Below are 26,496 nucleotides of genomic sequence, written 5' to 3' on the forward strand. Positions count from 1 at the left end.
CGGTAATCTGGTGGGAAAAAAGGGCCGGTCGCAGATGCGTCCGGCCCATTGTTTTCTTGCAGCCGACCCGCGTCGGCGCCGCAGGTCAGACGAAGAACTGACCGCCATTGGCGGTGATCGTCGAGCCGTTGATGAACCCGGCATCATCCGAGGTCAGGAACGTCACGCAGCGCGCGATCTCTTCCGGTTCGCCCAGGCGTCCGGTGGGGATCATGCCGATGATCGATTCACGCACCTTCTCGGGGACTGCCATGACCATTTCGGTGGCGATATAGCCCGGACAGACGGCGTTGGCGGTGATGCCCTTGGCCGCACCCTCCTGCGCCAGCGACTTGACGATGCCCAGATCGCCGGCCTTGGTCGCGGCATAGTTGACCTGCCCGAACTGACCCTTCTGGCCGTTGATCGAGCTGATAACCACGATGCGCCCGAAACCGCGCTCGCGCATGCCGGGCCAGACAGGGTGGATGGTGTTGAACACGCCGGTCAGATTGGTGTCGATCACCTCCTGCCACTGTTCGGGGCTCATCTTGTGGAAGGGCGCATCGCGGGTGATGCCCGCATTGGCGACCACGATGTCGATGGGGCCCAGATCCTCTTCGACCTTGGCGATACCGGCCTTGCTGTCCTCGTAGCTGCCGACATTCCATTTGTAGGTCTTGATTCCCGTTTCCTCGGTGAACTTGGCGGCGGCCTCATCATTTCCGGCATAGGTGGCCGCAACCGTGTGGCCTTCGGCCTTGAGAGCCTTGGAAATCGCCGCGCCGATACCGCGCGATCCGCCGGTGACGAGTGCTGTTCTTGCCATGTTATCCTCCAATCTGGCTAAACGTTCTGGTAACTCTGTTACTATTTCAGCATATCATACGCAATAATATTACTTACCCAATTTGCCGCATCGCGGCGTTTTTTTCGCCGCTCATGGAAAAGGGCGCCACATCAGCGCCCTTTTACCATGTCCTGCGATGCTTTGCCGCTCAATCAATCGCGCTCGACACACATGGCAACGCCCATGCCCCCGCCGATACACAGCGTGGCAAGGCCCTTCTTGGCGCCTCGACGCTTCATCTCGAAGAGCAGCGTGTTCAGAACCCGGCAGCCCGAGGCCCCGATCGGGTGGCCAATGGCGATGGCGCCGCCGTTCACGTTCACGATCGACGGATCCCAGCCCATGTCCTTGTTCACGGCGCAGGCCTGTGCGGCGAAGGCTTCGTTTGCCTCGACAAGGTCCAGGTCGGCAACGGTCCATCCGGCCTTGTCCAGCGCCTTGCGGCTGGCATGGATCGGCCCGACGCCCATGATCGACGGGTCCAGACCGGCCGTGGCATAAGAAACGATCCTCGCCAGCGGTTCGATCCCGCGCTTCTCGGCGGCATCGGCGCTCATCAGCAGCGTGGCCGCGGCGCCGTCATTGATGCCACTGGCATTGGCTGCCGTGACCGAACCGTCCTTGGTGAAGGCCGGACGCAGTTTCTGCATGTTCTCGATCACCGCGCCGTGGCGGATGTATTCATCCTTGTCGACGATGATGTCGCCCTTGCGGGTCTTGACGGTAAAGGCGATCACCTCGTCGTCGAACTTGCCTGCGTTCTGCGCCGCCTCGGCCTTGTTCTGGCTGGCCAGCGCGAATTCGTCCTGCTGTTCGCGGCTGATCTGCCATTTCTCGGCGACGTTCTCGGCCGTCTGGCCCATATGATAGCCGTTGAAGGCATCCCACAGACCGTCGCGGATCATGGTGTCGATATACTTCATGTCGCCCATCTTGTGCCCGGCGCGCAGATGCGCGGCATGGGGGCTGAGCGTCATGTTTTCCTGACCGCCAGCGCAGATGATGTCGGCATCGCCCAGCTGGATGTGCTGCGCCCCAAGCGCCACCGCCCGCAGGCCCGAGCCGCAGACCTGGTTGATGCTCCAGGCCGCGCTTTCGATGGGCAGGCCCGCGTTGACATGCGCCTGGCGTGCCGGGTTCTGGCCCTGGGCCGCGGTCAGCACCTGCCCGAGGATGGTTTCCGACACCTCGCCCTTTTCGATCCCGGCGCGTTCCACCACCGCTTCGAGAACCGCGGCGCCAAGGTCATGAGCCGGGGTATTGGCGAATGCGCCGCCGAAAGAGCCCACAGCCGTGCGGGCCGCGGATGCGATAACTACATTGGTCATATGTGTCCTCCACCAGACGAATATTTCGGTCGGAGGTGCGCCCCGGAATGCCCGGACGCGACGTCGGAATCCCCCGCCTATCAAGGCTGTCATACCGCACTCGCCGCATTGCGGCAACGGCCCGGATGTCACATCTCAACCGATGGCCTGATCCGGCGCATCGCTCTGCCAGGGTGGATTCACCGTGGGCGCGCCGAAAAAATAGCCTTGCAGGCAGTTGATCCCCACCGCCGCCAGATACTCCGCGTCCCGTGCAGTTTCGACGCTTTCGGCGACAGTCAGCATGTCGAACTGGGTCGCGATGGCGCTCAGCGCCGAGGTCAGGACCTGATTGTCGGCACTGTCCGCGATCCCGCGGATGAACTGGCCGTCGATCTTTACGATGTCGAAATAGAAATCCCTGAGATAGCGGAAAGACGTGAACCCGGCGCCGAAATCGTCCAGCGCGAAGCTGACGCCCCGGCATTGCAGATCCCTCATGAAGCCGGTCACCAGTTCCGGCACGATCATGGCCGAGCTTTCGGTGATCTCCAGAATCAGCCGCTCGCCCATCGTCGGCTGTTCATCGAGCCGGCCATGCAGGGTTTCCATCCAGCGCGGATAGCCGATCGAGCGCGCCGACATGTTCAGCGCAAGGCGCAGGTCGGGCTGGCGCATCAGCGTGTCCAAACCGTTTTCAAGCGCCAGGCAGTCAATCTGCCGCCCGGTTTCAGTGGCTTCGACCACCTCGATGAACTCGCGTGCCGGAATGATGCGGCCGGTCTCGTCCAGAATGCGGATCAGCCCCTCGTAATAGGCCGGAACGGCCGGGCTGCGGGCGGGCACGACAGGCTGGTAGGCCAGCATCACCTGGTTGTGATCGACCGCCTGCTGGACCATCTCCATCACCGAGCGGTCGCGCGACATGACGGCGTAGTTCAGCGCCGTGTCGTGCCCCGCCGGAATATCGGCCCATTTTCCATCCTGGCCCATGCACACCTCCTGATCATTCGGTTCACAGGCTGGCGCGCAAGGGCTAAGGAACATTTAAGCGCGCACGCCGATCTTGCGGGTCGCGGAGCATCCACGGAGGGAACGAAATGGGCGAAAGATGCGGTTGGGTCGGTGCGGACCCGCTTTACGAGGCCTATCACGACGAAGAATGGGGTGTGCCCGAGCATGACAGCCGCGCGCTATGGGAAAAGCTGATCCTGGATGGCTTTCAGGCCGGGCTGAGCTGGATCACGATCCTGCGCAAGCGTGACAATTTTCGCATTGCTTTCCAAGGGTTTGACCCCAACGTGATCGCCGGATGGGGTGCATCCGATGTCGAGCGATTGCTGGCCGATCCGGGCATCGTGCGCCATCGCGGCAAGATCGAGGCGACCATCGGGAACGCCCGTGTCTGGCAGCGGATCGAGGCCGAAAAGGGCTTTGATACCTACCTTTGGGATCATGTCGGCGGGGCGCCGATTCAGAACCGCTGGACCAGTCTCAAGGAGGTGCCGACCGAGACCGAAATCTCCAGACAAATTTCAAAGGATTTGCGCAAAATGGGATTCAAATTCTGCGGGCCGACCATCGTCTATGCTTTCATGCAGGCGGTGGGGATGGTGAACGATCATCTTGTCACCTGCCCCTGCCATGACCCGGTGGCGCGATTGTCGGAGCGGCGATGAAACCGGCATCGGTTCGACGTCGGTATTCCATATGTGTCACGTCGGTATGTCCTGGCTGCGGCTCAAGCGGGCAGGGAATGTTTTGGAATCGCCGCGCATATCCTATATGGAGGCCCATCTGACCCCATTTGAACCGACACGCGCGAGACCATGACCCAGACCGCTCCGATCACCCAGGACGTGATGACGATCCCCCGCAAGCAGGCCGAAGGGCCGATCAACCTTGTCGGGCTGACGCGCGACCGGATGCGCGAGGCGCTGATCGCGCATGGCACGCCGGAAAAGCAGGCCAAGATGCGGGTCAATCAGATCTGGCAATGGATCTACCAGTGGGGCGTGCGCGATTTCGATTCGATGACCAATCTCGCCAAGGCCTATCGCAAGGAACTGGCCGAGAACTTCGTCATCGAGATCCCCGAGATGGTCAGCAAGCAGGTCAGCGCCGACGGCACCCGCAAGTATCTGGCGCGGATCGCCGGGGGGCACGAGGTCGAGGTGGTCTACATCCCCGAATCCGACCGCGGCACGCTGTGCATTTCCAGCCAGGTGGGCTGCACCCTGACCTGTTCCTTCTGCCACACCGGCACGCAGAAACTGGTGCGCAACCTTCATGCCGGCGAAATCATCGGCCAGGTGATGATGGCGCGCGACGATCTGGGCGAATGGCCCCGCCCCGGCGAGGGCGCGGGCGAACGGCCCCGCCTCTTGTCCAATATCGTGCTGATGGGCATGGGCGAGCCGCTCTATAATTTCGACAATGTGCGCGACGCGATGAAGATCGCGATGGATGGCGAGGGAATCAGCCTCAGCCGCCGCCGCATCACCCTGTCGACCAGTGGCGTTGTCCCCGAGATCGCCAAGACCGCCGAGGAGATCGGCTGCATGCTGGCGGTCAGCTTTCACGCCACCACCGACGAGGTGCGCGACAAGCTGGTGCCGATCAACAAGAAGTGGAACATCGCCACGCTGCTGGACGCGCTGCGCGCCTATCCCAAGGCCAGCAACTCCGAGCGCATCACCTTTGAATACGTGATGCTGAAGGACGTGAACGACAGCGACGAGGACGCCCGCCGCCTTGTTCAGCTGATCAAGGGCATCCCGGCCAAGATCAACCTGATCCCGTTCAACGAATGGCCCGGCGCGCCGCATGAGCGCAGCGACTGGGACCGGATCCAGGCCTTTGCCGATATCGTCTACAAGGCCGGTTATGCCAGCCCCATCCGCACCCCGCGCGGCGAGGATATCATGGCCGCCTGCGGACAGCTCAAATCCGCGACCGAGCGGGCGCGCAAATCCCGCCGGCAGATCGAATCCGAGGCCGGGCTTGGCTAAGGCGGACGCCCTGACACCCCCGCTCTTCACCCCCCTTCCCCGGCCCCACAATGCCGATGGCGCGCCGCGCAAGGTCGGCGTCGAGATCGAGCTGGGCGGGTTGGACGAGGGCGAGGTCGCCCGGATTTGCGCCGAGGTTCTCGGCGGGCGGGCCGAACAGGGCGACGGGACACTCTGGACCGTCCACGACACGCGAATCGGCAAGATCGAGGTCTATCTCGACACGTCACTGCGCAAGGCGACACGCAGCAAGCTGCGCGACCTGGCGCTTGATCTCGGGCGCGAGGTGATCCCGGTCGAGATCGTGACCCAGCCGCTGGATATGGCCGAGCTCGCGACGTTGCACGACCTGACCGGCGCCTTGCGCCATGCGGGTGCTCTTGGCAGTGGCGCGGGTTGGGTGTTCGGCTTCGGGCTGCACCTCAATATCGAGATCGCCTCGGACCGGAACGCCGATATCCTGCGCCCGATGCTGGCCTATGCGCTGATCGAGGACTGGCTGCGCCATGCCGAGCCGATCGACGACTCGCGCCGCCTGTTGCCCTTTACCGATCCCTACCCCACCAATTTCGTGCGCGCGCTGCTCGGGCTGGGGATGGATGCATCGCTGCGCGAGATGATCGCGGTCTATCTTGAACATACGCCGTCGCGAAATCGCGGGCTCGATATGCTGCCGATCTTCGCGCATCTCGCACCCGAAACGGTCGAAGACGCCGTGAGCGAATCCGTATCGTCGCGCCCCGCCTTTCATTTCCGCCTGCCCGATTCCCGGATCGACGAGCCCGGCTGGTCGATCGCGCAGGAATGGCAACGCTGGGTCCTCGTCGAGCGCGTGGCCGCAGATGAACGGCTGCTGACGCGGCTGGGGGCGGCATGGCTGGACGATCATGGGATGGTGACGTTTTCGCGCGCCAGCTGGGCGGAGCGCTGTGGCGCGCTGCTGCATCAATTCGGGCATGACCTGCCGCTGGCTGAACACCGATGAGCCGTCCGCTTGTCGGAGTCACCACGTCGCGCCGCTCGGGCTGGCGCATCTTTCCGCTGATTGCCCTGAATGTCTGGATGGCGGGGGGCCGCGCCCAGCGATGGGTCGACGGGTCGGACGCGCGGGTCGAGGACGTGGACGGGCTGATCATCGGCGGCGGCGACGACATCTCGCCCGACCTCTATGGCGGGCAACTTGTCAGTTCGGCGCGGCTCGATCCGGGACGCGACGCGCTGGAACGCCGGCTGGTGCATGACGCCTTCGATCTGGACAAGCCGGTGCTGGGGATCTGCCGGGGCAGCCAGATGCTGAACGTGGCGCTTGGCGGGACGCTGCATCAGGATGCCTATGACGCCTATCGCGACAGCGACCGCCACCGCACGATCCTGCCGCGCAAGACGGTGCTGATCACCCCCGGCACGCGGCTGGCAAGGCTGGCGGGCGACGCACCGATGAAGATCAACGCGCTGCACTCTCAGGCCGTCGATAGATTGGGCGATGGCTTGCGCGTCGCGGCACGCGACCGGGGCGGCATGATCCAGGCCATCGAGCGTCTGCACGACCCGTTCGCCATCGGCGTCCAGTGGCACCCCGAGCACCTGTTCTATGCGCGCCGCCAACAGGGACTGTTCCGCGCGCTGATCGCTGCGGCCAGGGCACGCCAGGCGCATCGCGACCAGATGGAACAGGTGGACAGCACCGGACTCTAGGCGCGCTCCGCATCCCGCCGCGATGAAACCCCCGGCTTGCCGCATTTCCGAACGATTGTTGCCACCAACCGATTTTATCGCTGATTTTACCGAAACTGTTTTGATGGTGGAAACGATGAAACAATATACGAGTGAAGCGGAAACAGAGATCCTGAACCTGGTCCTGCGCGAGCGCAGCATGGCGGTGTCAGAGCGCGAATGGCAGCATCGCCTGCGCGGCTATGGCTATGCCATCAGGGATACGACCGAAGGCCGCATCGTGACCTCGCTGGTCCGTGGCAGCCTTCTGTGCTCGCTGCCCGCCCACGCGGCCTGACAGCCCCTCCTATCACACGATCCTCCCGGGCCGGGCGGTGCGCCCTTGCGGGGCCGCCCGGCGGGTGATCGCGGCTCGGGGTTCAGCAGGCCTGGTCGCTATACCAGGCGTCGATGACCTCCATCGCCTGTTGCGCGGTCTCGACAAAGCTGAACAGCTCAAGGTCTTCGGGGCTGATCGTTCCGGCATCCGCCAGCGCGTCCCAGTTGATGATCTTGCGCCAGAATTCCTCGCCGAACAGCAGGAAGGGCACCTTGTTCATGCGATCCGTCTGGATCAGCGTCAGCGCCTCGAACATCTCGTCGAGGGTGCCGAAACCGCCGGGAAAGACGCAGATCGCCTTGGCGCGCATCAGGAAATGCATCTTGCGGATGCCGAAATAGTGGAAGTTGAAGCACAGGCCGGGCGTCACGTATTCGTTCGGGGCCTGTTCGTGGGGCAGCACGATATTGAGCCCGATCGACGCGCCCCCCGCGTCGTCCGCGCCGCGGTTGCCCGCCTCCATCACGCCGGGACCGCCACCCGTGGCCACCACCAGTTCGCGCCCGTAGCTGGCCATTGATTTCATCGTCACCAGCCGGGCGAATTCGCGCGCCTCGTCATAGAAACGCGACAGGTCCGCAAGGGTCTCGGTGCGGGCGGTGTCACGCTTGGAGGGTTCGGGGATGCGGGCGCCGCCGAACAGCACCACGGTGCTTTCGATGCTGCGCTCGTTGAGGATCATCTCGGGCTTCAGCAGCTCCAGCTGAAGACGCACCGGGCGCAATTCGTCACGGCACAGGAAATCGGGATCGGCGAAGGCCAGCCGATAGGCCGGGGCGCGGGTCTGGGGCGTGTCGGGCACCTGTTCGGCGCTGCTTCGGTCGGTATGGGCGTCGCGGAACTGGCTGTGACGTTCGTCATCCATGTCGGGGCGGTCCTTGTCTGCGTGTTCGCTTCAGGCCTAGCCGGTTCGCGCCCCCAAGGGAAGGCATCGGCGCCATTTCCGCCCGTCGATCGCGCGGGTTTGACTTGTTGCGCCGCGCGCTTGCGGACCGTATAGGTCATGCCCCAAGGGACAGCACCAGATTGACGGAGAGAAAGCCGATGTCGAACGCCCAACTTGAGCACGCGATCGAAGCCGCCTGGGAGGCGCGCGACACCATCACCCCGTCCACCGGCGGCGAAACGCGCGAGGCCATCGAATCCACCCTCGATGCGCTGGACAGCGGCAAGCTGCGCGTGGCCGAGCGGCAGGAAAACGGCGACTGGCACGTCAATCAATGGGCCAAGAAGGCGGTTCTCCTGGGCTTTCGCATCAAGGACATGGAAATCCAGCCCGGCGGCCCGCAGGGCGGCGGCTGGTGGGACAAGGTCGACAGCAAGTTCAAGGGCTGGGACGACGATCAATGGCGCGACGCGGGCTTTCGCGCGGTCCCCAACTGCATCGTGCGCAAATCCGCCTATATCGCGCCGGGCGTCGTTCTGATGCCGAGTTTCGTGAACCTTGGCGCCTATGTGGACCAGGGCTCGATGGTCGATACATGGGCCACCGTCGGCAGCTGCGCGCAGATCGGCAAGAACGTCCACCTTTCGGGCGGCGTCGGGATCGGCGGCGTGCTGGAACCGATGCAGGCAGGCCCCACCATCATCGAGGACAACTGCTTTATCGGCGCGCGCTCCGAGGTGGTCGAAGGCTGCATCGTGCGCGAAGGCTCGGTGCTCGGCATGGGCGTCTATATCGGCAAGTCCACCAAGATCGTCGACCGCGAAACCGGCGAGGTCTTCATCGGCGAGGTGCCGCCCTATTCGGTGGTCGTGTCGGGCTCGATGCCCACGAAGAACAACCTCAATCTTTACTGCGCGGTGATCGTCAAGCGCGTGGACGCCCAGACACGGTCGAAAACAGCGATCAACGAATTGCTGCGCGACTGAATCGCAACGAATTGCGCGCGGCCCTGCGGGGGCGCGCGCTATGGCAGCGCGTCCAGTTTAGAATCGTTCCAAACCTTGACAGTCGGACCATGCGGGCGCATATCGTAGGGCATCCACTGGAAAGGCCCGACCCATGTTCATTCAGACCGAGTCCACCCCGAACCCCGCGACGCTGAAATTCCTTCCCGGCCAGACCGTTCTCGAGGCGGGCACGGCGGATTTCGCAAGCGCCGAGGCGACCGACAATTCGCCGCTGGCCAAGCGCATCTTCGGTGTGCAGGGCGTTACCGGCGTGTTTTTCGGCAATGACTTCGTGACCGTGACCAAGGCCGAAGGCGCGGAATGGGACCACATGAAACCCGCCATCCTGGGCGCGATCATGGAGCATTTCCAATCCGGCACCCCGGTCATGACCGGCGAGGCCGACGCCTCCTCGGGTCATGCGGATCACGAGGGCGAGGATTCCGAGATCGTCGGCCAGATCAAGGAGCTGCTGGACACCCGCGTGCGCCCCGCCGTGGCGCAGGATGGTGGCGACATCACCTTCCACGGCTTCGAGCGCGGCGTCGTCTACCTGCACATGCAGGGCGCCTGCGCGGGCTGCCCGTCCTCGACCATCACCCTGAAAATGGGGATCGAGAACCTGCTGCGCCATTACATCCCCGAAGTGACCGAGGTGCGCCCCGTTGGTATCTGACGGCGCCCTGACACTGGCACTCGACACATCGGCCGCGCATTGCGCGGCCGCTTTGCTGTCTGGCGACAGGCTCCTGGATGCCCGCGCCGAGGACATGGGCCGCGGTCAGGCCGAACGGCTGATGCCGCTGATCGAAGAGATGCTCGCGGATGCGGGTGTCGCATGGCGCGATCTGGACCGGATCGGCGTCGGCATCGGCCCCGGCAATTTCACCGGTATCAGGATCTCGGTATCGGCGGCGCGCGGCCTGGCGCTCGCGCTGGATATCCCTGCCATCGGCGTGTCGGGTTTCGACGCGATTTCGCATGGCGTCAGCGGCGCGCATCTGCCGGTCCTGCCCGCGCCACGCGGGATGCTCTATGCCCGCCCCGAGGGCGGTGCCGCGCAGTTGATGCAGCCCGGCGAAGCCGACGCCACCGGCCTTGCGCTGGCCCAACTGCCACCGCCTGCCAAGCTGGCCGAGGCGATCGCGCGGGTGGCCGCGGCCACGCCAACCCCTCCCCCCGCACCCGCGCCGCTTTATGTGAAACCGGCAGACGCCGCGCCCTCGCGGGATGCGCCGCCGGTGATGCTCGACTGACATGGCGTGCACGCTGACGCCCGCCACGCTGGCCAGCCTGCATGGCCGCGCCTTTCTCGGGCAGGGGCGCGGCTGGAGCGAGGCGGAATTTGCGGGTCTGCTCGACAGCCCGCATGTCTTTGTTACCGGCGATGCCCGCGCCTTTGCGCTTGGCCGCGTCATCGCGGACGAGGCCGAGCTTCTGACCATCGCCACCGATCCGGCCTGTTCGCGACAGGGGCTGGGGCGCGCCTGCCTTGCCGCCTATGAAACGCAGGCGGTCGCGCGCGGCGCGCGCATCTCGTTCCTGGAGGTCGCGGCGGACAACGCGGCAGCGCGCGCGCTTTATGAAACGGCCGGATATCAAGAGGCCGCGCGGCGCGCAGAATACTACCGGCGCGGCGCATATTCCGTCGATGCGCTGATTCTGCGCCGCGATCTGGACCCATCATCCGGCCCGGACCGCGCCATAACCCCGGAACGATCCAGAAAATCCGAAGGATAGGTCCAGTTTACAGGAATTGATCGGGCCTGACGCCTCTTGCCGCGCCTGTTCACTTGCAATGAAATGAAAACTGCGGCTAGGAACAGCCATGCAAATCTATCTGCCCATAGCCGAGGTGTCGGTCAACGCCTTCCTCCTTCTGGGGCTGGGCGGCATGGTTGGCGTTCTTTCGGGCATGTTCGGCGTTGGCGGGGGCTTCCTCATGACGCCGCTTCTGTTCTTCATCGGCATTCCGCCCGCTGTCGCCGTCGCCACCGAGGCGAACCAGATCGTTGCGTCGTCCTTCTCCGGTGTGCTGGCGCATCTGCGGCGCAAGACGGTTGATCTCAGGATGGGAACGGTGCTGCTCGTGGGCGGCCTGGCCGGGGCCGCGGTCGGCGTGATCCTGTTCAACTACCTGAAATCGCTGGGTCAGGTCGATCTGCTGGTGCGGCTCTGTTACGTCGTCTTTCTTGGCGTGATCGGCGGCATGATGTTCTTTGAAAGCCTGCGCGCGATCCGCCAGACCCGCTCGGGCAAGGTGGTCGCCAAGCGCAAGAAGCACAACTGGATTCACGGACTGCCGCTCAAGATGCGGTTTCGCACCTCGGGGCTTTACATCAGCGTGATCCCCCCCGTTCTGGTCGGGGTGGCCGTGGGTATCCTTGCCGCGATCATGGGCGTCGGTGGCGGCTTCATCATGGTTCCGGCGATGATCTATCTGCTGGGGATGCCGACCAAGGTGGTCGTGGGCACCTCGCTCTTTCAGATCATCTTCGTCACGGCCTTCACCACCATGCTGCACGCGACCACGAACTTTACCGTCGATGTGGTGCTGGCGGTGCTGCTGCTTGTGGGCGGCGTGATCGGCGCGCAGGTCGGCACGCAGATCGGCACCCGCATGAAGGCCGAACAGCTGCGCATCCTCTTGGCTCTGATGGTGCTGGTCGTCTGTTTCAAGCTGGCGCTGGACCTCTTGTTGCAGCCCTCCGAGATCTACTCGATCGCCGCACCGGGGGGGCATTGACATGATGCTGCGGCTCGCACTCCTGCTTGCGCTCCTGGCGCTTCCGCTCAAGGCCGAAGAGGTGGTCATGGGCCTGTCGCGCGACCAGGTCCGCATCAATACCACGTTCGAGGGCTCGGAGATCCTTGTCTTCGGCGCGGTCAAGCGCGAGGCGCCCATCCCCGAACAGCCGCTCGATGTGATCGTGACCATCGCCGGGCCGTCCAAACCCCTGACCGTGCGCCGCAAGGAACGGGTTCTGGGGATCTGGGTGAACACCGACTCGGTCGGGATCGACGCCGCGCCCAGCTTCTACGCGGTGGCGGCCAGTGCGCCGCTCTCCGAGGTTCTGTCCAATGTCGAGGATCTGCGCCACAAGATCTCGATCAACAGCGCGATCCGTTCGGTCGGCGCGCCCGCCTCGATCAAGGACGCGCAGGCCTTTACCGATGCGCTGATCCGCATCCGCATGCGCCAGAATGCCTATCAGATCCTCGAAGGCGCGGTGTCGCTGGAAGAACAGACCCTGTTCCGCGTCGCATTCGAACTGCCCGCGAACCTGACCGAGGGCGAATACCGCACCCGCATCTTCCTCACGCGCGGCGGCGAGGTGGTGTCGCAATACGAGACCGGGATCGACGTGCGCAAGGTGGGTCTGGAACGCTGGCTTTTCACCATGTCGCGCGAACAGGCGATGCTTTACGGGCTCATGTCGCTGGCCATCGCCATCGTCGCGGGCTGGAGCGCCTCGGCGGTGTTCCGGATGATGCGCCAGGGCGGCTGACAGCGCGGCGCCGCGCAGGCAAAACATCACATCGCGGGCCATTTCGCTTGCCCTGTGCCGCTAGGCGGGGCATCCCTTGGCCGTCATGGAACTCGGACCTTATATCCTCCTGGCCTCGCTCGAAGGGGCGGTAACGGCGGCTGTGCTGGCGCTGACGGCGGTCGGGCTTGCGCTGGTGTTCGGCGTCATGCGGGTGGTCAATATCGCGCATGGCGAATTCTTCATGCTTGGCGCCGTGATCGCCTGGTGGGTGGCGCAGACCGTGGGCGGGCATCCCGCCATCGGCTTCGCCGCCGCGCTGGTGATTGCACCGCTCGCCGTGGGGGCCATCGCGGCCGCCGCCGACATGACCATTCTCAAGCGGCTCGATTACGACCCTGAACGCACCATCGTCGCCACCATCGGCCTGCTCTACATCCTTCAGCAACTGACCCTGATGACCTACGGCCCCGAGGCCCGCCCGGTCGAGGCGCCGTTCAACCAGCGCATCGCCCTGCCCTGGATCGAGCATGGCGACACCGGCTGGCAGGTGATCTGGCCCTGGGGCCTTGGCACCACCAGCTACAAGCTGGCGGTGATCGGCGCGGCGGGCGTTGTGCTGGCCGGGGTGTGGCTGATGATGGCGCGCTCGAGGCTGGGGCTGGTGATGCGCGCAACGCAAGCCGACCGCGACATGGCGCTGGCCTTCGGCATCCCGGTGGAACGCGTCTATGCGCTGGTCTTCGGCATCGGTGCGGCGCTGGCGGCGCTGGCGGCGGTGCTGATCGTGCCGATCCAACAGGCGCATTACCTGATGGGCGCCGACCCGCTGCTCCTGTCCTTCATCGTGGTCATCATCGGCGGGCTCGGCAGCCTGCCCGGTACGGTGCTGGCCGCCGTCCTGATCGGGCTCAGCGACGGGATCATCTCGGTCTTCTTCTCGCCGACGCTGGCCAAGATCATCGCCACGCTCCTGGTGGCGCTGGTGCTGGTGTTCCGCCCCGAGGGCCTCTTTGGGACGCGCCGGACATGAGCCACGAGACCCGGCGCATTCTTGCCCTGCATGGCGGGCTGCTGGTGCTTCTCTTGGGGCTGCAATTCGTGCTGCCCGCCTATCACCACGGCAACCTTGCCCGGATCATGGTGCTGGCCAGCTATGCGATCGGCTATAACATCCTGTTCGGCTATACCGGCCTTCTGAGTCTCGGGCATGCGCTGTTCTTCGCGGCCGGGATGTATGGCATGGGGCTGACCATCCAGCACGCGGGGTTCTCGCCCGCCCCGGCGCTGCTGGCGGGGCTTCTGGCGGGGGTGGCCGTCTCGGCAGGGCTGGCGGTGCTGGCGCTGCGCACAAGCGGCGTCGCCTTCATGATCGTGACGCTGATGTTCGCGCAGGCGGGCTACCTTTCGATCCTCTATTTCGGCGAATACACCCGCGGCGACGAGGGCTTCGTGATCCAGACCACGCAGCGGATGCTCTGGGGGATCGACCTCAGCGATCCGACCAACCGCTACCTTGCGGCGCTCCTTTTGTTCTCGGTCTGCCTCGGGCTCAGCCTGTGGCTGGTGCGCGCGCCTTTCGGGCGGGTGCTGGTGGCGATCCGCGAGAACGAGGAACGCGTGCGCATGCTCGGCTATGACACCCACGCCCACAAGCTGGGCGCGATGATCGTCTCGGGCACGATCTCGGCACTGGCGGGGGCGGTCTACGGGCTGCTTTTCGGCTATGCGGGCGCCAGCTTCGCCAGCGTGCAGTATTCCATCTTCCCGCTGCTCTGGGTGCTTCTGGGTGGGGCTGGCACGGTTCTCGGGCCATTCCTCGGCACGCTCTTCATGTTCTACCTCATCGACCTCAGCTCGGGGCTGACCACTGCCTACATGCTGATCGCGGGCGTGGCGCTGGTGGTGCTGACGCTGTTCGCACCCCAAGGTCTCGCCGGAGAGCTGCGCCGCAGGCTCTGGGGGTGGCTGCCATGACCGCTGCGCCGCTTCTGTCCATGCGTGGCCTATCCAAGCATTTCGACGGCCTGCAGGCCGTGCGCGATGTCGATCTCGACCTGGCGCCCGGCGAAGTGCGCGCGCTGATAGGCCCCAACGGCGCGGGCAAGACGACGCTGGTGGGCATGATCTGCGGGCGCATCGCGCCCTCTGCGGGGCGGGTCACCTTCGATGGCGCCGACATCACCGCCCTGCCCGCACATAAACGCATCGGGCTTGGCATGGCCTACACGTTCCAGATCACCTCGGTCTTTCCCGCCCTGCCGGTGCGCGAAAACCTCGCCCTGGCCGCGCGCCGCCGCCTCAAGGGCGCAGCGGTGCAGGAGGCCGTGCGCCACGCGCTCACCCGTGTCGGCCTTCCTCCAGACAGCGCCGAACAGGCAGCGGGCAATCTCAGCTATGGCCACCAGCGCCTGCTGGAACTGGCGATGGGGCTGGTGCAGGCCCCGCGCCTGCTGATCCTCGACGAGCCGACACAGGGGCTTTCGGACAGCGAGATCGACGGCTTCAAGGCGTTGATCGGCGAACTGAAAGGCGCAACCACCATCCTCCTGATCGAACATAACATGAGCGTGGTGATGGACGTGGCCGACCGGGTCACGGTCCTCAATGGCGGCGCCGTCCTGGCCGAGGGAACACCTGCCGAGATCCACGAGAACGCCGCCGTTCAGGCCGCCTATCTGGGGACGGGATGATGCTGGAACTCGATTCGATCAGCGCGGGCTATGGCAAGGCACAGGTTCTGCGCGACTTCTCCCTCAGCATCCGCGCGGGCGAGATCGTCTGCCTTCTGGGGCGCAACGGCGCGGGCAAGACCACCTGCATGAAGGCCATCATGGGGCTGTTGCCGCTGATGTCGGGCCGCGTCCTTCTGGACGGACAGGAGGTCAGCGCGCTGCCCGCCCATCATGTCCCGCGCGCCGGGATCGGCTATATCCCGCAGGGGCGACGGCTGTTTGCCGGGCTGAGCGTGGCGCAGAACCTGGAAATCGGCCTGCGCGCGCGCGGATCGGGGCACGACACGCTCGAAGAGGTGCTGGAGCTGTTCCCCCGCCTGCGCGAACGGATGAACCAGCGCGCCGAGACGCTCTCGGGGGGTGAGCAGCAGATGCTCTCGACCGCCCGCGCGCTCTGCCTGCGCCCCAAGGCTCTGCTGCTCGACGAGCCGACCGAAGGGCTGCAACCCTCGATGATCGAGGCGATCCGGCAGGTCATCGCCAGAATGCGCAGCGCCGGTGTCGCGGTGCTTCTGGTGGAACAGCGCGTCGATGCGGTTCTGTCGCTGGCCGACCGGGTGGCGTTCCTTGAAAACGGGCGCGGCGGTGCGGTGATGGACGCCGAGGAACTGCGCGCCGATCATTCCATCGTGGATCGCTATATCGGGGTCTGATCCGGGACGCGTGCCAGTGTCATTCGACCGGCGGGCCGACCCTTGGCTGGGGTACGTTGCGCATCCGCCGCCGGTAGCGCAGCACCCAGATGTTGGACACGAACAGCACACCGATCACCACCGCACCCCCGGCCAATGCCCAGGGTCCGGGGTCTTCGCCAATGACGGCCCAGACCAGAAGCGGCGCAAGCACCGATTCCAGCAGGATCAACAGCGCCACCTCGGCCGACGCGATATAGCGCGGCCCGAGGGTCAGAAGGCAGGTGGACACGGTGATGAACGCGCCATGCCCCACCACAAGATGCCATTGATCGGGCAACACCACGCCCGGATCGGCAAAGGGCCAGACCACCAGCGCCGCACCGATATAGGCCAGCGGAATCGCCGGAATCATCGACGTGGCGCGCACCTTGCGCACCGCCGTCATGGCCGCCGCGAAACTGGCCGAAACGCAGACCGCCACCAGATCGCCCTGCCATGACGCGCCCTCGGTCTCGCCAGAGCCCCAGGCGATGATCCCAAGGCCCACGAACACGCCCATCATCGTCAGCACCATGCGGCGGCTGATCGTCTCGCCCAGGAAGATCCGGCTGAAAATGGCGGCGAAAACCGGCATCGAGGCGATGATGAACACCACGTTGGCCACGCTGGTCCATGTCACCGCCAGCACGAATCCCGGCGCCGTGGCGGCAATCAGGATCGTGTAGATCAGACCCGGCATGCCGGTCTTGGCGACCTCTCGGAAACCGCGCAGGCCCATCACGGCCAGCACACCCACAAGGATGAATGACCCCGAGGTCATCCCCCGCCAGAACGTGACGGTGGGGGCCGAGGCGTCGATCAGCCGGATGAAAAGTGAATCCGGCACCACGAACAGAACGCCTATGGCGGTAATCAGAAGGCCTTTGACATGATCGTTCATGGTTCGAATCTGTGCGGTTTCCGGCCCCGAAAGTAAACCCCGCGCCGCGACAGCCTGTCTCAGCCAGCCGACTGCCATTCAAGGATCGCATCGATCGGCCAGAGCAGCATCAGCACATTGAGCGCCAGCCCGTCGCGGATCACGATGGCGGTCAGCACCTCGAATCCGATGACCGCCGCCACGCAGACCCAGACCGGCCAGCGCCGCGCCATCCAGAACCCCAGGAACATCGCCACGATATCCGAGACCGAATTCAGGACGCTGTCGCCGATGTAATCGGAAGAAACGGTCGTGTCCCGGTAATGCCGGATCACCGCATCGGTATTCTCAAGCAGCTCCCAGCCGCATTCCAGCGCAGTGGCGATCACCAGCCGCCAGCCGATCGCCATGCGCGGCAGGATCAGCCACAAGGCCCAGTAAAACAGGATGCCATGCAACAGGTGGCTCGGCGTATACCAGTCGGCCAGCTGCATGTTGGCCTCGTCGCTGCCCACCGGCCCCCAGAAATCGACATATCCGCAGGGGCAGATCGGCGCACGCCCCATGCCAAGCAAAAGGGCGGCAGAGACCAGCACCATCAGGGCCGTGACGATATAGGGCAGGCGGGTGTCGGTTTTCATGCGGGGACAAAAGCACAGCGCACAGCAGCTGTCCATCGCCTGATCGCCCCTTCGCCGACAAGGGTTAACTCCTTGCTTGCGCGCGGTTATGGTCATGCGCAGTCAACAGGAGGAAGCCCGATGCCCGCCCCCGAAAACCGTTTCAAATCCGCGCTCGCCTCGGGCCGGATGCTCTATGGGTGCTGGGCGGGTTTCGCCGACGCCTACGCCGCCGAGATCGTCGCCACCGCCGGGTTCGACTGGCTGGTGATTGACGGCGAGCACGCCCCGAACGACCTGCGCACGATCATGCAGCAGTTGCAGGTGCTCGAAGGCCGCCACAGCGCGCCCGTGGTGCGCCTGCCAATGGGCGAGTCCTGGGCGATCAAGCAGGTGCTCGATGCGGGCGCGCAGACGCTGCTGATCCCGATGGTCGAAAGCGCCGCGCAGGCCCGTGACCTCGTGCGCGCCACGCGTTACCCGCCCGAAGGCATCCGCGGCTCGGGCGCGGCACTGGCGCGGGCGTCGCACTTTGCGCAGATCCCGGATTACACCACCACCGCCAACGCGCAGATCTGCCTGCTTGTGCAGGTGGAAACCTCGGCCGGGATCGACGCGCTCGACGAAATCCTGGCGGTTGACGGCGTGGATGGCGTGTTCATCGGCCCTTCGGACCTCGGGGCCGACATGGGCTATCCCGGTGACAGCGGCGCGCGCGCGGTGCAGGACACGATCCGCGACGCGCTGGCGCGCATCGCCGCATCCGACAAAGCGGCCGGGATCCTCGCCACCGACCACGACACCGCCCTGACCTATCGCGAATGGGGCGCGCAGTTCCTCGCGGTCGGGGTCGATGTGGTCCTGCTTGCACAGGCCGCGCGCGCCCTCATGGCGCGCTGGCGCGATGAGTGAACGTCACCTGCTGGCCGATGTCGGCGGCACCAATACCCGTGTCGGCCTCGCCGACGCGCGCGGTCTGCTGCCCGACACCGTGCGCATCTATGAAAACGCCGGCTTCGACGGGCTCGCGCCACTGCTTGCGGCCTATCTGTGCGAAACGGAACCCGGCCCCATCGACGCGCTCTGCGCCGGGGTGGCGGGGCCGGTGCGCGACGGTGACGCGCAGCTGACCAACCACGACTGGTTCATCGCCGCCGCCGATCTCGCCGCCGCCACCGGCGCGGCGCGGGTCCGTCTCATCAACGACCTTCAGGCGCAGGGCTACGCGCTTGACGATGTGCCGCCCGCTGCACGCGTGCCGCTCTTTGACGACGCGCCGCCGCCCCCCGACGCCACCCGCCTCGTGCTCGGCCTCGGGACGGGCTGCAATGTCGCCGTGGTCCACCAGAGCGGCGGTCGGCTCTTCGTGCCACCCGCCGAATCCGGCCACTCGGCGCTTCCACATATGGCGGACGCGCAGGCCAGCGCCCTGATCCGCCACCTTGCCGAAACCCACCCCCATTGCCCGGTCGAGGCGGCGCTGTCGGGGCCGGGACTCATGCGCATTCACCGCTGGCTCGGGGGTGCCGCGCTCAGCTCGGCGCAGATCGTGACCGCGCATGAGCAGCGCACCGATCCGCGCGCCACGCAGGCGCTCACGCTGTTCGCCACGATCCTCGGGGCGGTCGCGGGCAATCTCTGCCTGCATCACCTGCCGATGGGCGGGCTCTACCTGATCGGCGGCACCGCGCGCGCCATCGCGCCCCATCTTCGCGACCTCGGATTCGCGGCGCCGTTCACCGCGCGCGGCCCCTATAGCGCGATCATGCGGGACATCCCCGTCACCCTGATCGCGGACGACACCATCGCGCTGGCAGGCTGCGCGCGCCACCTGCGCCAAACGGCACACGCATAGGCGGGCGCACAGCCCCTTCCCCCGCCCTCCGCGCTCTGCCATAATGCACGCCAACCCATAAAACCAAGAGCAGCACCGCATGGCCGACGATCTTCTTTCAGCGACCGAACATTCGGATTACGACGCCTCCTCCATCGAGGTGCTCGAAGGGCTCGAACCCGTCCGCAAACGCCCCGGCATGTATATCGGCGGCACCGACGAACGCGCCCTGCACCACCTTGTCGCCGAGATCCTCGACAACTCGATGGACGAGGCCGTCGCGGGCCACGCCAACCGGATCGAAGTGGAACTGCACGCGGATTATTCGCTGACCGTGCGCGACAACGGGCGCGGCATTCCCATCGACCCGCACCCGAAATTCCCCGGCAAATCCGCGCTCGAGGTGATCCTCTGCACGCTCCATTCGGGCGGCAAGTTCAGCGGCAAGGCCTATCAGACATCGGGCGGCCTGCACGGGGTCGGCGCCTCGGTCGTCAACGCGCTCTCGGATTCGATGGTCGTGCAGGTCGCGCGCAACAAGGAGCTTTACGAGCAACGCTTCTCGCGCGGCACGCCGCTTGGCCCGGTCGAAAAGGTCGGCCAGGCCCCCAACCGGCGCGGCACCACCATCACCTTCCATGCCGACGAGGAAATCTTCGGCTCGCACCGCTTCAAACCCTCGCGGATGTTCAAATCCATCCGCTCCAAGGCCTACCTGTTCAGCGGCGTCGAGATCCGCTGGAAATCGGCGATCGAGGATGGCGACACCCCGCTCGAGGCCACCTTCCACTTTCCCGGCGGGCTGTCGGATTTCCTCAAGGAAACGCTCAACGGCGCCTCGACCTATGCCGAGAAACCCTTTGCCGGCACGGTCGAGTTCCAGGAACGCTTCGGCACCCCCGGCAAGGTGGAATGGGCGATCAACTGGACGCCCGCGCGCGACGGCTTCCTGCAAAGCTACTGCAACACCGTGCCCACCCCCGAAGGCGGCACCCATGTGGCCGGGTTCTGGGCCGCGATCGTCAAGGGCATCAAGGCCTACGGCGAACTCGTGAACAACAAGAAGGCCGCCAACATCACCCGCGACGACCTGATGACAGGCGGCTGCGCGCTGGTCTCCTGCTTCATCCGCGAACCCGAATTCGTCGGCCAGACCAAGGACCGGCTCGCCACCACCGAAGCCCAGAGGCTGGTGGAAAACGCCGTGCGCGACCATTTCGACAACTGGCTGGCCGCCGATACGAAATCGGCGGGCGCGATCCTCGATTTCCTCGTGCTGCGGGCCGAAGAACGCCTGCGCCGCCGCCAGGAAAAGGAAACCCAGCGCAAGACCGCGACCAAGAAACTGCGCCTGCCCGGCAAGCTGGTGGATTGCTCATCCAATGTGCGCGACGGCACCGAGCTGTTCATCGTCGAGGGCGACAGCGCCGGCGGTTCGGCCAAGATGGGCCGCGACCGCAAAACCCAGGCGCTTTTGCCCCTGCGCGGCAAGATCCTCAACGTGCTGGGGGCCGCCAGCTCGAAACTGGGCTCCAACCAGGAGATCAACGACCTTACCCAGGCGCTTGGCGTGGGGCTGGGCACGCGCTTCAATATCGACGATCTGCGCTATGACAAGATCATCATCATGACCGACGCCGATGTGGACGGCGCGCATATTGCCTCGCTTCTGATGACCTTCTTCTTCACCCAGATGCGCCCGATGATCGACGCGGGCCACCTCTACCTGGCCTGCCCGCCGCTCTACCGGCTGACGCAGGGCGCGAAGCGGGTCTATTGCATCGACCAGGCCGAGCGCGACGCCTGGATGGAAAAGGGCCTTGGCGGCAAGGGCAAGATCGACGTGTCCCGCTTCAAGGGTCTTGGTGAAATGGACGCCAAGGACCTGAAAGAGACCACGATGGACCCCAAAACCCGCAAGCTCATCCGCGTCACCATCGACGAGGACGAACCCGGCGAAACCGGCGACCTGGTCGAGCGGTTGATGGGCAAGAAACCCGAACTGCGCTTCCAGTATATTTCGGAGAACGCACGCTTCGTGGAGGAGTTGGATGTTTGAGTTGCAAGCAAAGGTTGCGGTCAAATGATCTCAATGCCAGTATCCTCTGAAAAACGGAAGGATAGATATGGCACTCGCTAGCAATTATTATCAAAATCTAGGGCGTCTTGCAGACTTCTTCCAACAAATCAAAGACGCTCAGGCACCCGACCAGCTTACGCAAAAGCTGCTTAAGGATTGGGGGTTTACTTCGTCGAATGACAGAGCGCTCATACCTCTCTTAAAAACCCTTGGGTTCTTAACCAGTGACGGCAGTCCGACCGAGAGATATCAGAACTTCCGGAATCAGTCACAGTCAGCAAAGGTCCTTGGAGAAGCAATTAGGGAAGCATACAAAGACATTTTCCTGATCAAACAAAACCCAACCGCTTCTGATAGAGAGGCTATTCAAGGCAAGTTCAAGAGTTATCATAATGTGAGCGACTTGGTCGCCAACCATATGACAAGAACGTTTCTCGCGCTTTTGGACCTTGCTGATATCTCGACTCCACCTTCATCATCTAACTTCGGCGAAGTGAAAGAAGCATCTGCTGAGATAGCCCCGGAACCGCTACAAGGAAACTCGAAAATCTCAGGGCTTTCCGGTCTCCACTATAACATTCAGATTCACCTACCAGCAACGAAGGACGTCGAGGTTTACAATGCCATCTTCAAGTCGCTCAAGGAGCATCTAGTTGACTGAAACCGGCAAGGACATTCGCGATTTCCTTTTTCGAGGCCTATTATTCGAATCCGAAGCGGACGTTTTTCAAAAAGCAGGAATTGATGTCGGCGCAAGATCGACCTTGAATGCGGAGCGGCTAACAGCGGAGGCGCTATCGCCGTTCTCGATAAGTCGTCGTAACAACGCCATGGAGATGGCTCGCTTGTACGCAGTTCTTTTTTGCTTTGAGAACGAAATACGCGACTTCATTCGAGAAAGGCTGGAGGAAACCGACGGACCTGATTGGTTCGAAAAACTACCACAGAAAATTCAAACCCAAGCAACAAAACGCCAGGAAACCGCACTGAAGGATACATGGCTGGAAGGGTCAAAAACTGATGTTCTAGGTTATGTAGACTTTGCTCATCTGGCACAGATAATTATCGCGAAGTGGGATCACTTTCGCGATGTGCTGCCTTCACAACATTGGATCCAGCAAAGAATGGATGAGATTGAGAAGGCCCGTAACTTCATTGCTCACAACAGGATGTTATTGCCTTCTGAGTTTCAACGCCTTTACATGTATGTGGCTGATTGGAACCGAGTGATTGGGCTGTGAGAAAGACTCCGGCAATTACTCAGACGGTTATCAGTTGGGATTCACTCTCACCGGAGCGGAATTAAGACACATAGCGCCGCTGAGCAATCACCAGACCACCCATCCGGCACCACGCCCCCGCCCCCTTTCCGTACAAAACCCGCCCCCAATCCGTACGCACACCCACCGTGCGCCCCGTTAATCCGCCCCCTTCCCGCATCGAACACCGACGCGATACCGACGGGATACCGCCGCAATACCGAAGGGGGTTTTTCGTTGTTAACCAACGCTTTGCCGCCGATTCGGGGCGGCGGCCGGGTTTTCGCTGTGCGGGTCGTTCATCTCTTGGTAACGTCTGGCCATGCGCTGGCTCTGGCTTCTCGTTCCGCTCTTCCTTCTGTCCTGCGGTCGTCCCCTGACGCCGAGCGAGGCGGCCTTCGCCACGCGGATGCATGGCGAGAGCCTCGATACCAGCCGCATCCGCATCGTCGACGGCGCCCTGATCGGCAAGATCAGCTATCCGCGCCCCACCCGGCCCCGCCTCACCTGCCGCGAGCGTATCGTCCCCGAGATCACGACACCCACCGTCACTGTGGCCCCCGCGGCAGTGGTGGTGCATAACCGGGTTTTCTTCTCAAACGATTGGTATGAAACGAATTTCATGCCCCGCTACCCGCAGTTCATGAGCCTTGTTCATGCGATGGTTTTCGCCCATGAGATGACCCATGTCTGGCAATGGCAGAACCGCAAGGCCACCGGTTACTCGCCCCTGCGTGCCATGCGCGAACACCGGCTGAGCGACGACCCCTACCTCTTTGACATCGCCACGAAGGCCGAGTTTCTGGATTACGGGTATGAGCAGCAGGCCAGCATCGTCGAGGAATATGTCTGCTGCCAGACGCTCGATCCCGAGGCCCCGCGCACCGCGCGGCTGCGCGCACTTCTGGAAGGGGCCTTCCCGACCGCCGACCTGCCCGCGCCCGATAACGTGCTGATCCCATGGAAAGACGCGCAGATCAAGGGGATCTGCCGCCTCTAAGGTGTTGTTATTCCTGGATGCTTTCGAGGTAGAACAGAAGCGCCGCCAAGGGCCGCGGGGTCGGGGTCAGCACCCCGTCGCCCACATCGACCGGCACGGTTTCCCCCTCCAGCAGCAGGCCGAATTCCGGCATCTCCTGCCCCGGCAGGCCGGTGCGATCATAGCCGTCGATGACACTGAGCACACGGGCGCGCGGGAATTCGCCGCTCTCGCTCAGCGCCGTCAGATCCGCCGGAGCGGGTGTTTGCTGGGCGGCCCAAGGGCCGTCGCCCTTGCCCGAAACGCCATGACATTGCGCGCAGTTCTCGTTGAACAGCGCCTGTCCCTCGGCTGGTTCAGGCATCGATGGCGCCTTGGCACAGGCCACCGCCAGCCCCAGAAGGCCCATTGAAATCAGTGTGATACGCTTCATGCCCCTGCCTCCCTTTTGCAACAGCCTAGCAAGCCGCCGACAGACGGGCAATGACGCAGATCACGCCAGCTTGCCGGCCAGCGCATCGTCGATCAGCGCCACGGTTTCGTCGACGCCGTAAAGCGCGATGAACCCGCCGAAACGCGGCCCCTGGCTGGCGCCAAGAAGCACCTCGTAAAGCGCCTTGAACCAGTCGCGCAAGGGCTCGAACCGCTCGCGCCCGCAGGCAAAGACAAGCCCTTGAAGCGCCTCGGGATCGGCCGGGCCATCCCATGCCTTGAGCCCCTCGCGCAGCTCTTCCAGCGCCTCGCGCTCAAGCTCCGTCGGCGCGCGATAGGTCTTCTCGGGTTTGACGAAATCATTGTAATACCGCACCGCGAATTCCGCCGCCGCATCCAGATCGGGATGGGTCTCCGGGCTGGCCTCGGGCGCATAGCGGCGCATGAATCCCCAGAGCGTGTCCTTGGTCTCGGCACCCGCCACGGAGGCCAGGTTGAGCAGCATCGAGAACGGCACGACCATGCGGCTTTCCGGCACTGCGCCGCCGTGGATATGATAGACGGGGTTGTTCAGCTGCGCCGTCAGATCCTGATCGGGATAGGCGCGCAACTGCTGGTGATATTCGTCCACCGCCTTGGGAATAACGTCGAAATACAACCGCTTGGCGGTCTTCGGCTTCTGATACATGAAGTAGGACAGGCTTTCGGGCGCCGCATAGCGCAGCCATTCTTCCATGCTCAGGCCATTGCCCTTGGACTTCGAAATCTTCTGCCCCTGTTCGTCGTTGAACAGCTCATAGGAGAGCGACTCGGGGGGCTCCTTGCCCAGCGCGCGACAGATCCGGGTGGATTGCTTGACGCTGTCGATCAGGTCTTTGCCAGACATCTCGTAATCCACGCCAAGCGCCGCCCAGCGCAGCGCCCAGTCGGGCTTCCACTGCATCTTGACGTTGCCACCCGTCACCGGCAGCTCGACACGTTCGCCATCGGGCTCTTCGTAGACAATCGTGCCCTTTTCGACATTGCGCTCCAGCGTCGGCACCTGAAGCACATGACCGGTCTTGGGGCTGACCGGCAGGAAAGGCGAATAGGTCTGCTTGCGCTCATCACCCAGCGTAGGCAGCATGATTTCCATGATCTTGTCGAACCGCGCCAGCGCCACCAACAGCATCTCGTCAAAGCGGCCCGAGGTGTAATAGTCGGTCGCCGAGGCGAACTCATACTCGAAGCCGAAACTGTCGAGGAAGGCGCGCAGGCGGGCATTGTTATGCTGTGCAAAACCCTCGTGCGTGCCGAACGGATCGCGCACCTTGGTCAGGGGCAGGTTCAGATCCTCTTTCATCTGCTCCTGGTTGGGCACGTTTCCCGGCACCTTGCGCAGCCCGTCCATATCGTCGGAAAAGCACAGGAGCTTGGTGGGAATATCGCTCATCGTCTCGAAGGCGCGCCGCACCATCGTGGTGCGGGCCACCTCGCCGAAGGTGCCGATATGGGGCAGGCCAGAGGGGCCATAACCCGTCTGGAACAGGACATATCCCTTTTCGGGCGGGGCCTTTTCATAGCGTTTGAGCACGCGGCGCGCTTCTTCAAAAGGCCAGGCTTTCGAACTCATCGCTGCGTCACGTATCTCAGACATCATCCATGTTCCTGTATATTCCCGCCTGCCGTCGCGCACACCGGGTCGTTCGCTTCCTATTGCCGAGGGCGGGGACAGTCAATATTCTGCACCTGCGACATGCCCCCTTGAAAGGCCAACAGATGAACGATCAGATTCCCCACCCGCTTACGCCGCAGGACTGTCTTGTGGCGGTGATGATCGCGGTCTCGGCCTCAGACGAGAACATCCGCACTGCCGAACTGGTCAAGATCGAGGCGGCGGTGAACAATCTTCCGATCTTCGCCAGCTATGATCTGGACCGCATGAATGTCATGGCCCAGACCGTGTTCGACCTGTTCAGCGTCGAAGATGGGCTGGACGCCCTGTTTGGCCTCATCCGCGACAACCTTCCGGAGCGCCTCTACGAGACCGCCTATGCGCTGGCCTGCGACGTGGCTGCCGCCGATGGGGTGCTGCCTGACACCGAACTTCGCCTGCTCGAGGAAATCCGCTATGAGCTGAATATCGACCGCCTGCATGCCGCGGCGATCGAAAGGGGCGCACGCGCGCGCCACATGACGGCGTGAGACGCGCCCTCGGCCGAAAGAGGGCAATCTTGATCGCGCGGTCCCTTGAACCCGTTCCGCGCAAGCACTAAAGTCAGTCATATCCGTTGGGGTGCCCACTTGAGGGGCTGAGAGGCAAGGCCAACCCATCGAACCTGATCCGGTCAGTACCGGCGTAGGGAACGGAAATGGACCATCAAAAGGCTCTGAATGCCCTGGTCTCCTGCTCCGCACCCGCGCCACGCGAGCGAGGAGCAAA

The 26,496-nt window shown here is 63.9% G+C and carries 30 protein-coding genes and 1 riboswitch; of the genes, 22 read left to right on the plus strand and 8 right to left on the minus strand.

What is annotated here, in order from left to right; translation table 11 throughout:
- Positions 1-85: 85 nt before the first annotated feature.
- The 3 genes from phbB to ROH8110_RS08635 all read right to left on the minus strand — a co-directional run bounded on the left by phbB (position 86) and on the right by ROH8110_RS08635 (position 3,129).
- Positions 86-808 carry an acetoacetyl-CoA reductase gene (gene phbB / locus ROH8110_RS08625; protein ID WP_085817356.1) on the minus strand — a complete coding sequence of 241 codons (723 nt, stop codon included), beginning with the start codon at positions 806-808 and terminating at the stop codon, positions 86-88.
- Between the two features lie 173 nt (positions 809-981).
- Complete coding sequence (locus tag ROH8110_RS08630) at positions 982-2,157, minus strand: acetyl-CoA C-acetyltransferase (protein WP_085817357.1); 1,176 nt, start codon at positions 2,155-2,157, stop codon at positions 982-984.
- 135 nt (positions 2,158-2,292) lie between these two features.
- Positions 2,293-3,129, minus strand: a complete 837-nt coding sequence (locus ROH8110_RS08635) for an EAL domain-containing protein (RefSeq protein ID WP_085817358.1) — start codon at positions 3,127-3,129, stop codon at positions 2,293-2,295.
- Between the two features lie 107 nt (positions 3,130-3,236).
- Between ROH8110_RS08635 and ROH8110_RS08640 the strand changes: the two genes are divergently transcribed.
- The 5 genes from ROH8110_RS08640 (at position 3,237) to ROH8110_RS08660 (ending at position 7,158) form a co-directional block, all read left to right on the plus strand.
- Complete coding sequence (locus ROH8110_RS08640) at positions 3,237-3,815, plus strand: DNA-3-methyladenine glycosylase I (protein WP_085817359.1); 579 nt, start codon at positions 3,237-3,239, stop codon at positions 3,813-3,815.
- Positions 3,816-3,965: 150 nt separating this feature from the next.
- Complete coding sequence (gene rlmN / locus ROH8110_RS08645) at positions 3,966-5,147, plus strand: dual-specificity RNA methyltransferase RlmN (protein ID WP_085817360.1); 1,182 nt, start codon at positions 3,966-3,968, stop codon at positions 5,145-5,147.
- Positions 5,140-6,132: an amidoligase family protein gene (locus ROH8110_RS08650; RefSeq protein ID WP_245962811.1), complete on the plus strand. Its 993-nt coding sequence runs from the start codon at positions 5,140-5,142 to the stop codon at positions 6,130-6,132. Before rlmN ends, ROH8110_RS08650 begins: the two co-directional genes overlap by 8 nt.
- Positions 6,129-6,842, plus strand: coding sequence for a gamma-glutamyl-gamma-aminobutyrate hydrolase family protein (locus ROH8110_RS08655; protein ID WP_085817361.1), 714 nt, complete (start codon positions 6,129-6,131; stop codon positions 6,840-6,842). The genes ROH8110_RS08650 and ROH8110_RS08655 overlap by 4 nt, the downstream gene beginning before the upstream one ends.
- Before the next feature lie 22 nt (positions 6,843-6,864).
- Positions 6,865-7,158 (plus strand): hypothetical protein, encoded by a 294-nt coding sequence (locus ROH8110_RS08660; protein ID WP_306372206.1) that lies wholly within the window; start codon positions 6,865-6,867, stop codon positions 7,156-7,158.
- 82 nt (positions 7,159-7,240) lie between these two features.
- On the opposite strand, the gene ROH8110_RS08665 is transcribed toward ROH8110_RS08660, so the two are convergent.
- Positions 7,241-8,065, minus strand: coding sequence for an LOG family protein (locus ROH8110_RS08665; RefSeq protein WP_085817362.1), 825 nt, complete (start codon positions 8,063-8,065; stop codon positions 7,241-7,243).
- Between the two features lie 179 nt (positions 8,066-8,244).
- Between ROH8110_RS08665 and dapD the strand changes: the two genes are divergently transcribed.
- The 10 genes from dapD (at position 8,245) to ROH8110_RS08715 (ending at position 15,969) form a co-directional block, all read left to right on the plus strand.
- Positions 8,245-9,072, plus strand: a complete 828-nt coding sequence (gene dapD, locus ROH8110_RS08670; protein WP_085817363.1) for a 2,3,4,5-tetrahydropyridine-2,6-dicarboxylate N-succinyltransferase — start codon at positions 8,245-8,247, stop codon at positions 9,070-9,072.
- A gap of 133 nt (positions 9,073-9,205) precedes the next feature.
- Complete coding sequence (locus ROH8110_RS08675; RefSeq protein WP_085817364.1) at positions 9,206-9,769, plus strand: NifU family protein; 564 nt, start codon at positions 9,206-9,208, stop codon at positions 9,767-9,769.
- Positions 9,759-10,349: a tRNA (adenosine(37)-N6)-threonylcarbamoyltransferase complex dimerization subunit type 1 TsaB gene (gene tsaB / locus ROH8110_RS08680; protein ID WP_085817365.1), complete on the plus strand. Its 591-nt coding sequence runs from the start codon at positions 9,759-9,761 to the stop codon at positions 10,347-10,349. The genes ROH8110_RS08675 and tsaB overlap by 11 nt, the downstream gene beginning before the upstream one ends.
- A 1-nt stretch (position 10,350) precedes the next feature.
- Positions 10,351-10,833: a GNAT family N-acetyltransferase gene (locus ROH8110_RS08685; RefSeq protein ID WP_085817366.1), complete on the plus strand. Its 483-nt coding sequence runs from the start codon at positions 10,351-10,353 to the stop codon at positions 10,831-10,833.
- 88 nt (positions 10,834-10,921) lie between these two features.
- Entirely contained in the window at positions 10,922-11,839 is a 918-nt protein-coding gene (locus ROH8110_RS08690; RefSeq protein WP_085817367.1) for a sulfite exporter TauE/SafE family protein, read from the plus strand.
- A 1-nt stretch (position 11,840) separates the two neighbouring features.
- Positions 11,841-12,602 (plus strand): TIGR02186 family protein, encoded by a 762-nt coding sequence (locus ROH8110_RS08695; RefSeq protein WP_085817368.1) that lies wholly within the window; start codon positions 11,841-11,843, stop codon positions 12,600-12,602.
- Between the two features lie 85 nt (positions 12,603-12,687).
- On the plus strand, positions 12,688-13,614 hold the full coding sequence (locus tag ROH8110_RS08700) for a branched-chain amino acid ABC transporter permease (protein ID WP_085817817.1): 927 nt from the start codon (positions 12,688-12,690) through the stop codon (positions 13,612-13,614).
- A complete protein-coding gene (locus tag ROH8110_RS08705) occupies positions 13,611-14,558 on the plus strand; it encodes a branched-chain amino acid ABC transporter permease (RefSeq protein ID WP_085817369.1) in 948 nt (315 codons plus the stop codon). Before ROH8110_RS08700 ends, ROH8110_RS08705 begins: the two co-directional genes overlap by 4 nt.
- A complete protein-coding gene (locus ROH8110_RS08710; RefSeq protein ID WP_085817370.1) occupies positions 14,555-15,274 on the plus strand; it encodes an ABC transporter ATP-binding protein in 720 nt (239 codons plus the stop codon). Before ROH8110_RS08705 ends, ROH8110_RS08710 begins: the two co-directional genes overlap by 4 nt.
- Positions 15,274-15,969 carry an ABC transporter ATP-binding protein gene (locus ROH8110_RS08715; RefSeq protein WP_085817818.1) on the plus strand — a complete coding sequence of 232 codons (696 nt, stop codon included), beginning with the start codon at positions 15,274-15,276 and terminating at the stop codon, positions 15,967-15,969. The genes ROH8110_RS08710 and ROH8110_RS08715 overlap by 1 nt, the downstream gene beginning before the upstream one ends.
- Positions 15,970-15,988: 19 nt before the next feature.
- Here ROH8110_RS08715 and ROH8110_RS08720 read toward each other — a convergent pair whose 3' ends face one another.
- Complete coding sequence (locus ROH8110_RS08720) at positions 15,989-16,891, minus strand: DMT family transporter (RefSeq protein WP_085817371.1); 903 nt, start codon at positions 16,889-16,891, stop codon at positions 15,989-15,991.
- A 59-nt stretch (positions 16,892-16,950) separates the two neighbouring features.
- Entirely contained in the window at positions 16,951-17,511 is a 561-nt protein-coding gene (locus ROH8110_RS08725; RefSeq protein WP_085817372.1) for a DUF2585 family protein, read from the minus strand.
- Positions 17,512-17,631: 120 nt separating this feature from the next.
- Between ROH8110_RS08725 and ROH8110_RS08730 the strand changes: the two genes are divergently transcribed.
- The 6 genes from ROH8110_RS08730 (at position 17,632) to ROH8110_RS08755 (ending at position 23,663) form a co-directional block, all read left to right on the plus strand.
- The gene (locus ROH8110_RS08730) at positions 17,632-18,402 is read left to right on the plus strand and encodes an aldolase/citrate lyase family protein (protein ID WP_085817373.1); all 771 of its coding nucleotides are present in this window, start codon (positions 17,632-17,634) and stop codon (positions 18,400-18,402) included.
- Entirely contained in the window at positions 18,395-19,345 is a 951-nt protein-coding gene (locus ROH8110_RS08735; protein ID WP_085817374.1) for a glucokinase, read from the plus strand. Before ROH8110_RS08730 ends, ROH8110_RS08735 begins: the two co-directional genes overlap by 8 nt.
- A 79-nt stretch (positions 19,346-19,424) precedes the next feature.
- Positions 19,425-21,383, plus strand: coding sequence for a DNA topoisomerase IV subunit B (parE, locus tag ROH8110_RS08740; RefSeq protein WP_085817375.1), 1,959 nt, complete (start codon positions 19,425-19,427; stop codon positions 21,381-21,383).
- Positions 21,384-21,450: 67 nt separating this feature from the next.
- Entirely contained in the window at positions 21,451-22,065 is a 615-nt protein-coding gene (locus ROH8110_RS08745) for a DUF5343 domain-containing protein (protein ID WP_085817376.1), read from the plus strand.
- Positions 22,058-22,645: a Swt1 family HEPN domain-containing protein gene (locus ROH8110_RS08750; protein WP_085817377.1), complete on the plus strand. Its 588-nt coding sequence runs from the start codon at positions 22,058-22,060 to the stop codon at positions 22,643-22,645. Before ROH8110_RS08745 ends, ROH8110_RS08750 begins: the two co-directional genes overlap by 8 nt.
- Positions 22,646-22,985: 340 nt before the next feature.
- Positions 22,986-23,663 (plus strand): hypothetical protein, encoded by a 678-nt coding sequence (locus ROH8110_RS08755; RefSeq protein WP_085817378.1) that lies wholly within the window; start codon positions 22,986-22,988, stop codon positions 23,661-23,663.
- Positions 23,664-23,670: 7 nt separating this feature from the next.
- On the opposite strand, the gene ROH8110_RS08760 is transcribed toward ROH8110_RS08755, so the two are convergent.
- Both ROH8110_RS08760 and ROH8110_RS08765 read right to left on the minus strand, forming a co-directional pair.
- A complete protein-coding gene (locus tag ROH8110_RS08760; protein ID WP_085817379.1) occupies positions 23,671-24,075 on the minus strand; it encodes a c-type cytochrome in 405 nt (134 codons plus the stop codon).
- 60 nt (positions 24,076-24,135) lie between these two features.
- Positions 24,136-25,710: a lysine--tRNA ligase gene (locus ROH8110_RS08765; protein ID WP_085817819.1), complete on the minus strand. Its 1,575-nt coding sequence runs from the start codon at positions 25,708-25,710 to the stop codon at positions 24,136-24,138.
- Positions 25,711-25,832: 122 nt separating this feature from the next.
- On the opposite strand from ROH8110_RS08765, the gene ROH8110_RS08770 reads away from it, so the two are divergent.
- On the plus strand, positions 25,833-26,258 hold the full coding sequence (locus ROH8110_RS08770) for a tellurite resistance TerB family protein (protein ID WP_085817380.1): 426 nt from the start codon (positions 25,833-25,835) through the stop codon (positions 26,256-26,258).
- Between the two features lie 77 nt (positions 26,259-26,335).
- A riboswitch (TPP riboswitch) is annotated at positions 26,336-26,436 on the plus strand.
- Positions 26,437-26,496 lie beyond the last annotated feature (60 nt).

Origin of the sequence: Roseovarius halotolerans (assembly GCF_900172255.1) — a bacterium.
GTDB classification, from domain to species: domain Bacteria; phylum Pseudomonadota; class Alphaproteobacteria; order Rhodobacterales; family Rhodobacteraceae; genus Roseovarius; species Roseovarius halotolerans.

Excerpts from the sequence above, each read along its gene's own strand:
- ROH8110_RS08665 (WP_085817362.1), bottom strand. The coding sequence starts at position 8,065 with ATGGATGACGAACGTCACAGCCAGTTCCGCGACGCCCATACCGACCGA.
- ROH8110_RS08760 (WP_085817379.1), bottom strand. The coding sequence starts at position 24,075 with ATGAAGCGTATCACACTGATTTCAATGGGCCTTCTGGGGCTGGCGGTG.
- ROH8110_RS08640 (WP_085817359.1), top strand. The coding sequence starts at position 3,237 with ATGGGCGAAAGATGCGGTTGGGTCGGTGCGGACCCGCTTTACGAGGCC.
- ROH8110_RS08695 (WP_085817368.1), top strand. The coding sequence starts at position 11,841 with ATGATGCTGCGGCTCGCACTCCTGCTTGCGCTCCTGGCGCTTCCGCTC.
- phbB (WP_085817356.1), bottom strand. The coding sequence starts at position 808 with ATGGCAAGAACAGCACTCGTCACCGGCGGATCGCGCGGTATCGGCGCG.
- ROH8110_RS08690 (WP_085817367.1), top strand. The coding sequence starts at position 10,922 with ATGCAAATCTATCTGCCCATAGCCGAGGTGTCGGTCAACGCCTTCCTC.
- parE (WP_085817375.1), top strand. The coding sequence starts at position 19,425 with ATGGCCGACGATCTTCTTTCAGCGACCGAACATTCGGATTACGACGCC.
- dapD (WP_085817363.1), top strand. The coding sequence starts at position 8,245 with ATGTCGAACGCCCAACTTGAGCACGCGATCGAAGCCGCCTGGGAGGCG.
- ROH8110_RS08685 (WP_085817366.1), top strand. The coding sequence starts at position 10,351 with ATGGCGTGCACGCTGACGCCCGCCACGCTGGCCAGCCTGCATGGCCGC.
- ROH8110_RS08720 (WP_085817371.1), bottom strand. The coding sequence starts at position 16,891 with ATGAACGATCATGTCAAAGGCCTTCTGATTACCGCCATAGGCGTTCTG.
- ROH8110_RS08755 (WP_085817378.1), top strand. The coding sequence starts at position 22,986 with ATGCGCTGGCTCTGGCTTCTCGTTCCGCTCTTCCTTCTGTCCTGCGGT.
- ROH8110_RS08735 (WP_085817374.1), top strand. The coding sequence starts at position 18,395 with ATGAGTGAACGTCACCTGCTGGCCGATGTCGGCGGCACCAATACCCGT.
- ROH8110_RS08730 (WP_085817373.1), top strand. The coding sequence starts at position 17,632 with ATGCCCGCCCCCGAAAACCGTTTCAAATCCGCGCTCGCCTCGGGCCGG.
- ROH8110_RS08700 (WP_085817817.1), top strand. The coding sequence starts at position 12,688 with ATGGAACTCGGACCTTATATCCTCCTGGCCTCGCTCGAAGGGGCGGTA.
- ROH8110_RS08655 (WP_085817361.1), top strand. The coding sequence starts at position 6,129 with ATGAGCCGTCCGCTTGTCGGAGTCACCACGTCGCGCCGCTCGGGCTGG.
- rlmN (WP_085817360.1), top strand. The coding sequence starts at position 3,966 with ATGACCCAGACCGCTCCGATCACCCAGGACGTGATGACGATCCCCCGC.
- ROH8110_RS08630 (WP_085817357.1), bottom strand. The coding sequence starts at position 2,157 with ATGACCAATGTAGTTATCGCATCCGCGGCCCGCACGGCTGTGGGCTCT.
- ROH8110_RS08675 (WP_085817364.1), top strand. The coding sequence starts at position 9,206 with ATGTTCATTCAGACCGAGTCCACCCCGAACCCCGCGACGCTGAAATTC.
- ROH8110_RS08660 (WP_306372206.1), top strand. The coding sequence starts at position 6,865 with ATGAAACCCCCGGCTTGCCGCATTTCCGAACGATTGTTGCCACCAACC.
- ROH8110_RS08745 (WP_085817376.1), top strand. The coding sequence starts at position 21,451 with ATGGCACTCGCTAGCAATTATTATCAAAATCTAGGGCGTCTTGCAGAC.
- ROH8110_RS08770 (WP_085817380.1), top strand. The coding sequence starts at position 25,833 with ATGAACGATCAGATTCCCCACCCGCTTACGCCGCAGGACTGTCTTGTG.
- ROH8110_RS08715 (WP_085817818.1), top strand. The coding sequence starts at position 15,274 with ATGCTGGAACTCGATTCGATCAGCGCGGGCTATGGCAAGGCACAGGTT.
- ROH8110_RS08765 (WP_085817819.1), bottom strand. The coding sequence starts at position 25,710 with ATGTCTGAGATACGTGACGCAGCGATGAGTTCGAAAGCCTGGCCTTTT.
- ROH8110_RS08725 (WP_085817372.1), bottom strand. The coding sequence starts at position 17,511 with ATGAAAACCGACACCCGCCTGCCCTATATCGTCACGGCCCTGATGGTG.
- ROH8110_RS08705 (WP_085817369.1), top strand. The coding sequence starts at position 13,611 with ATGAGCCACGAGACCCGGCGCATTCTTGCCCTGCATGGCGGGCTGCTG.
- ROH8110_RS08635 (WP_085817358.1), bottom strand. The coding sequence starts at position 3,129 with ATGGGCCAGGATGGAAAATGGGCCGATATTCCGGCGGGGCACGACACG.
- ROH8110_RS08710 (WP_085817370.1), top strand. The coding sequence starts at position 14,555 with ATGACCGCTGCGCCGCTTCTGTCCATGCGTGGCCTATCCAAGCATTTC.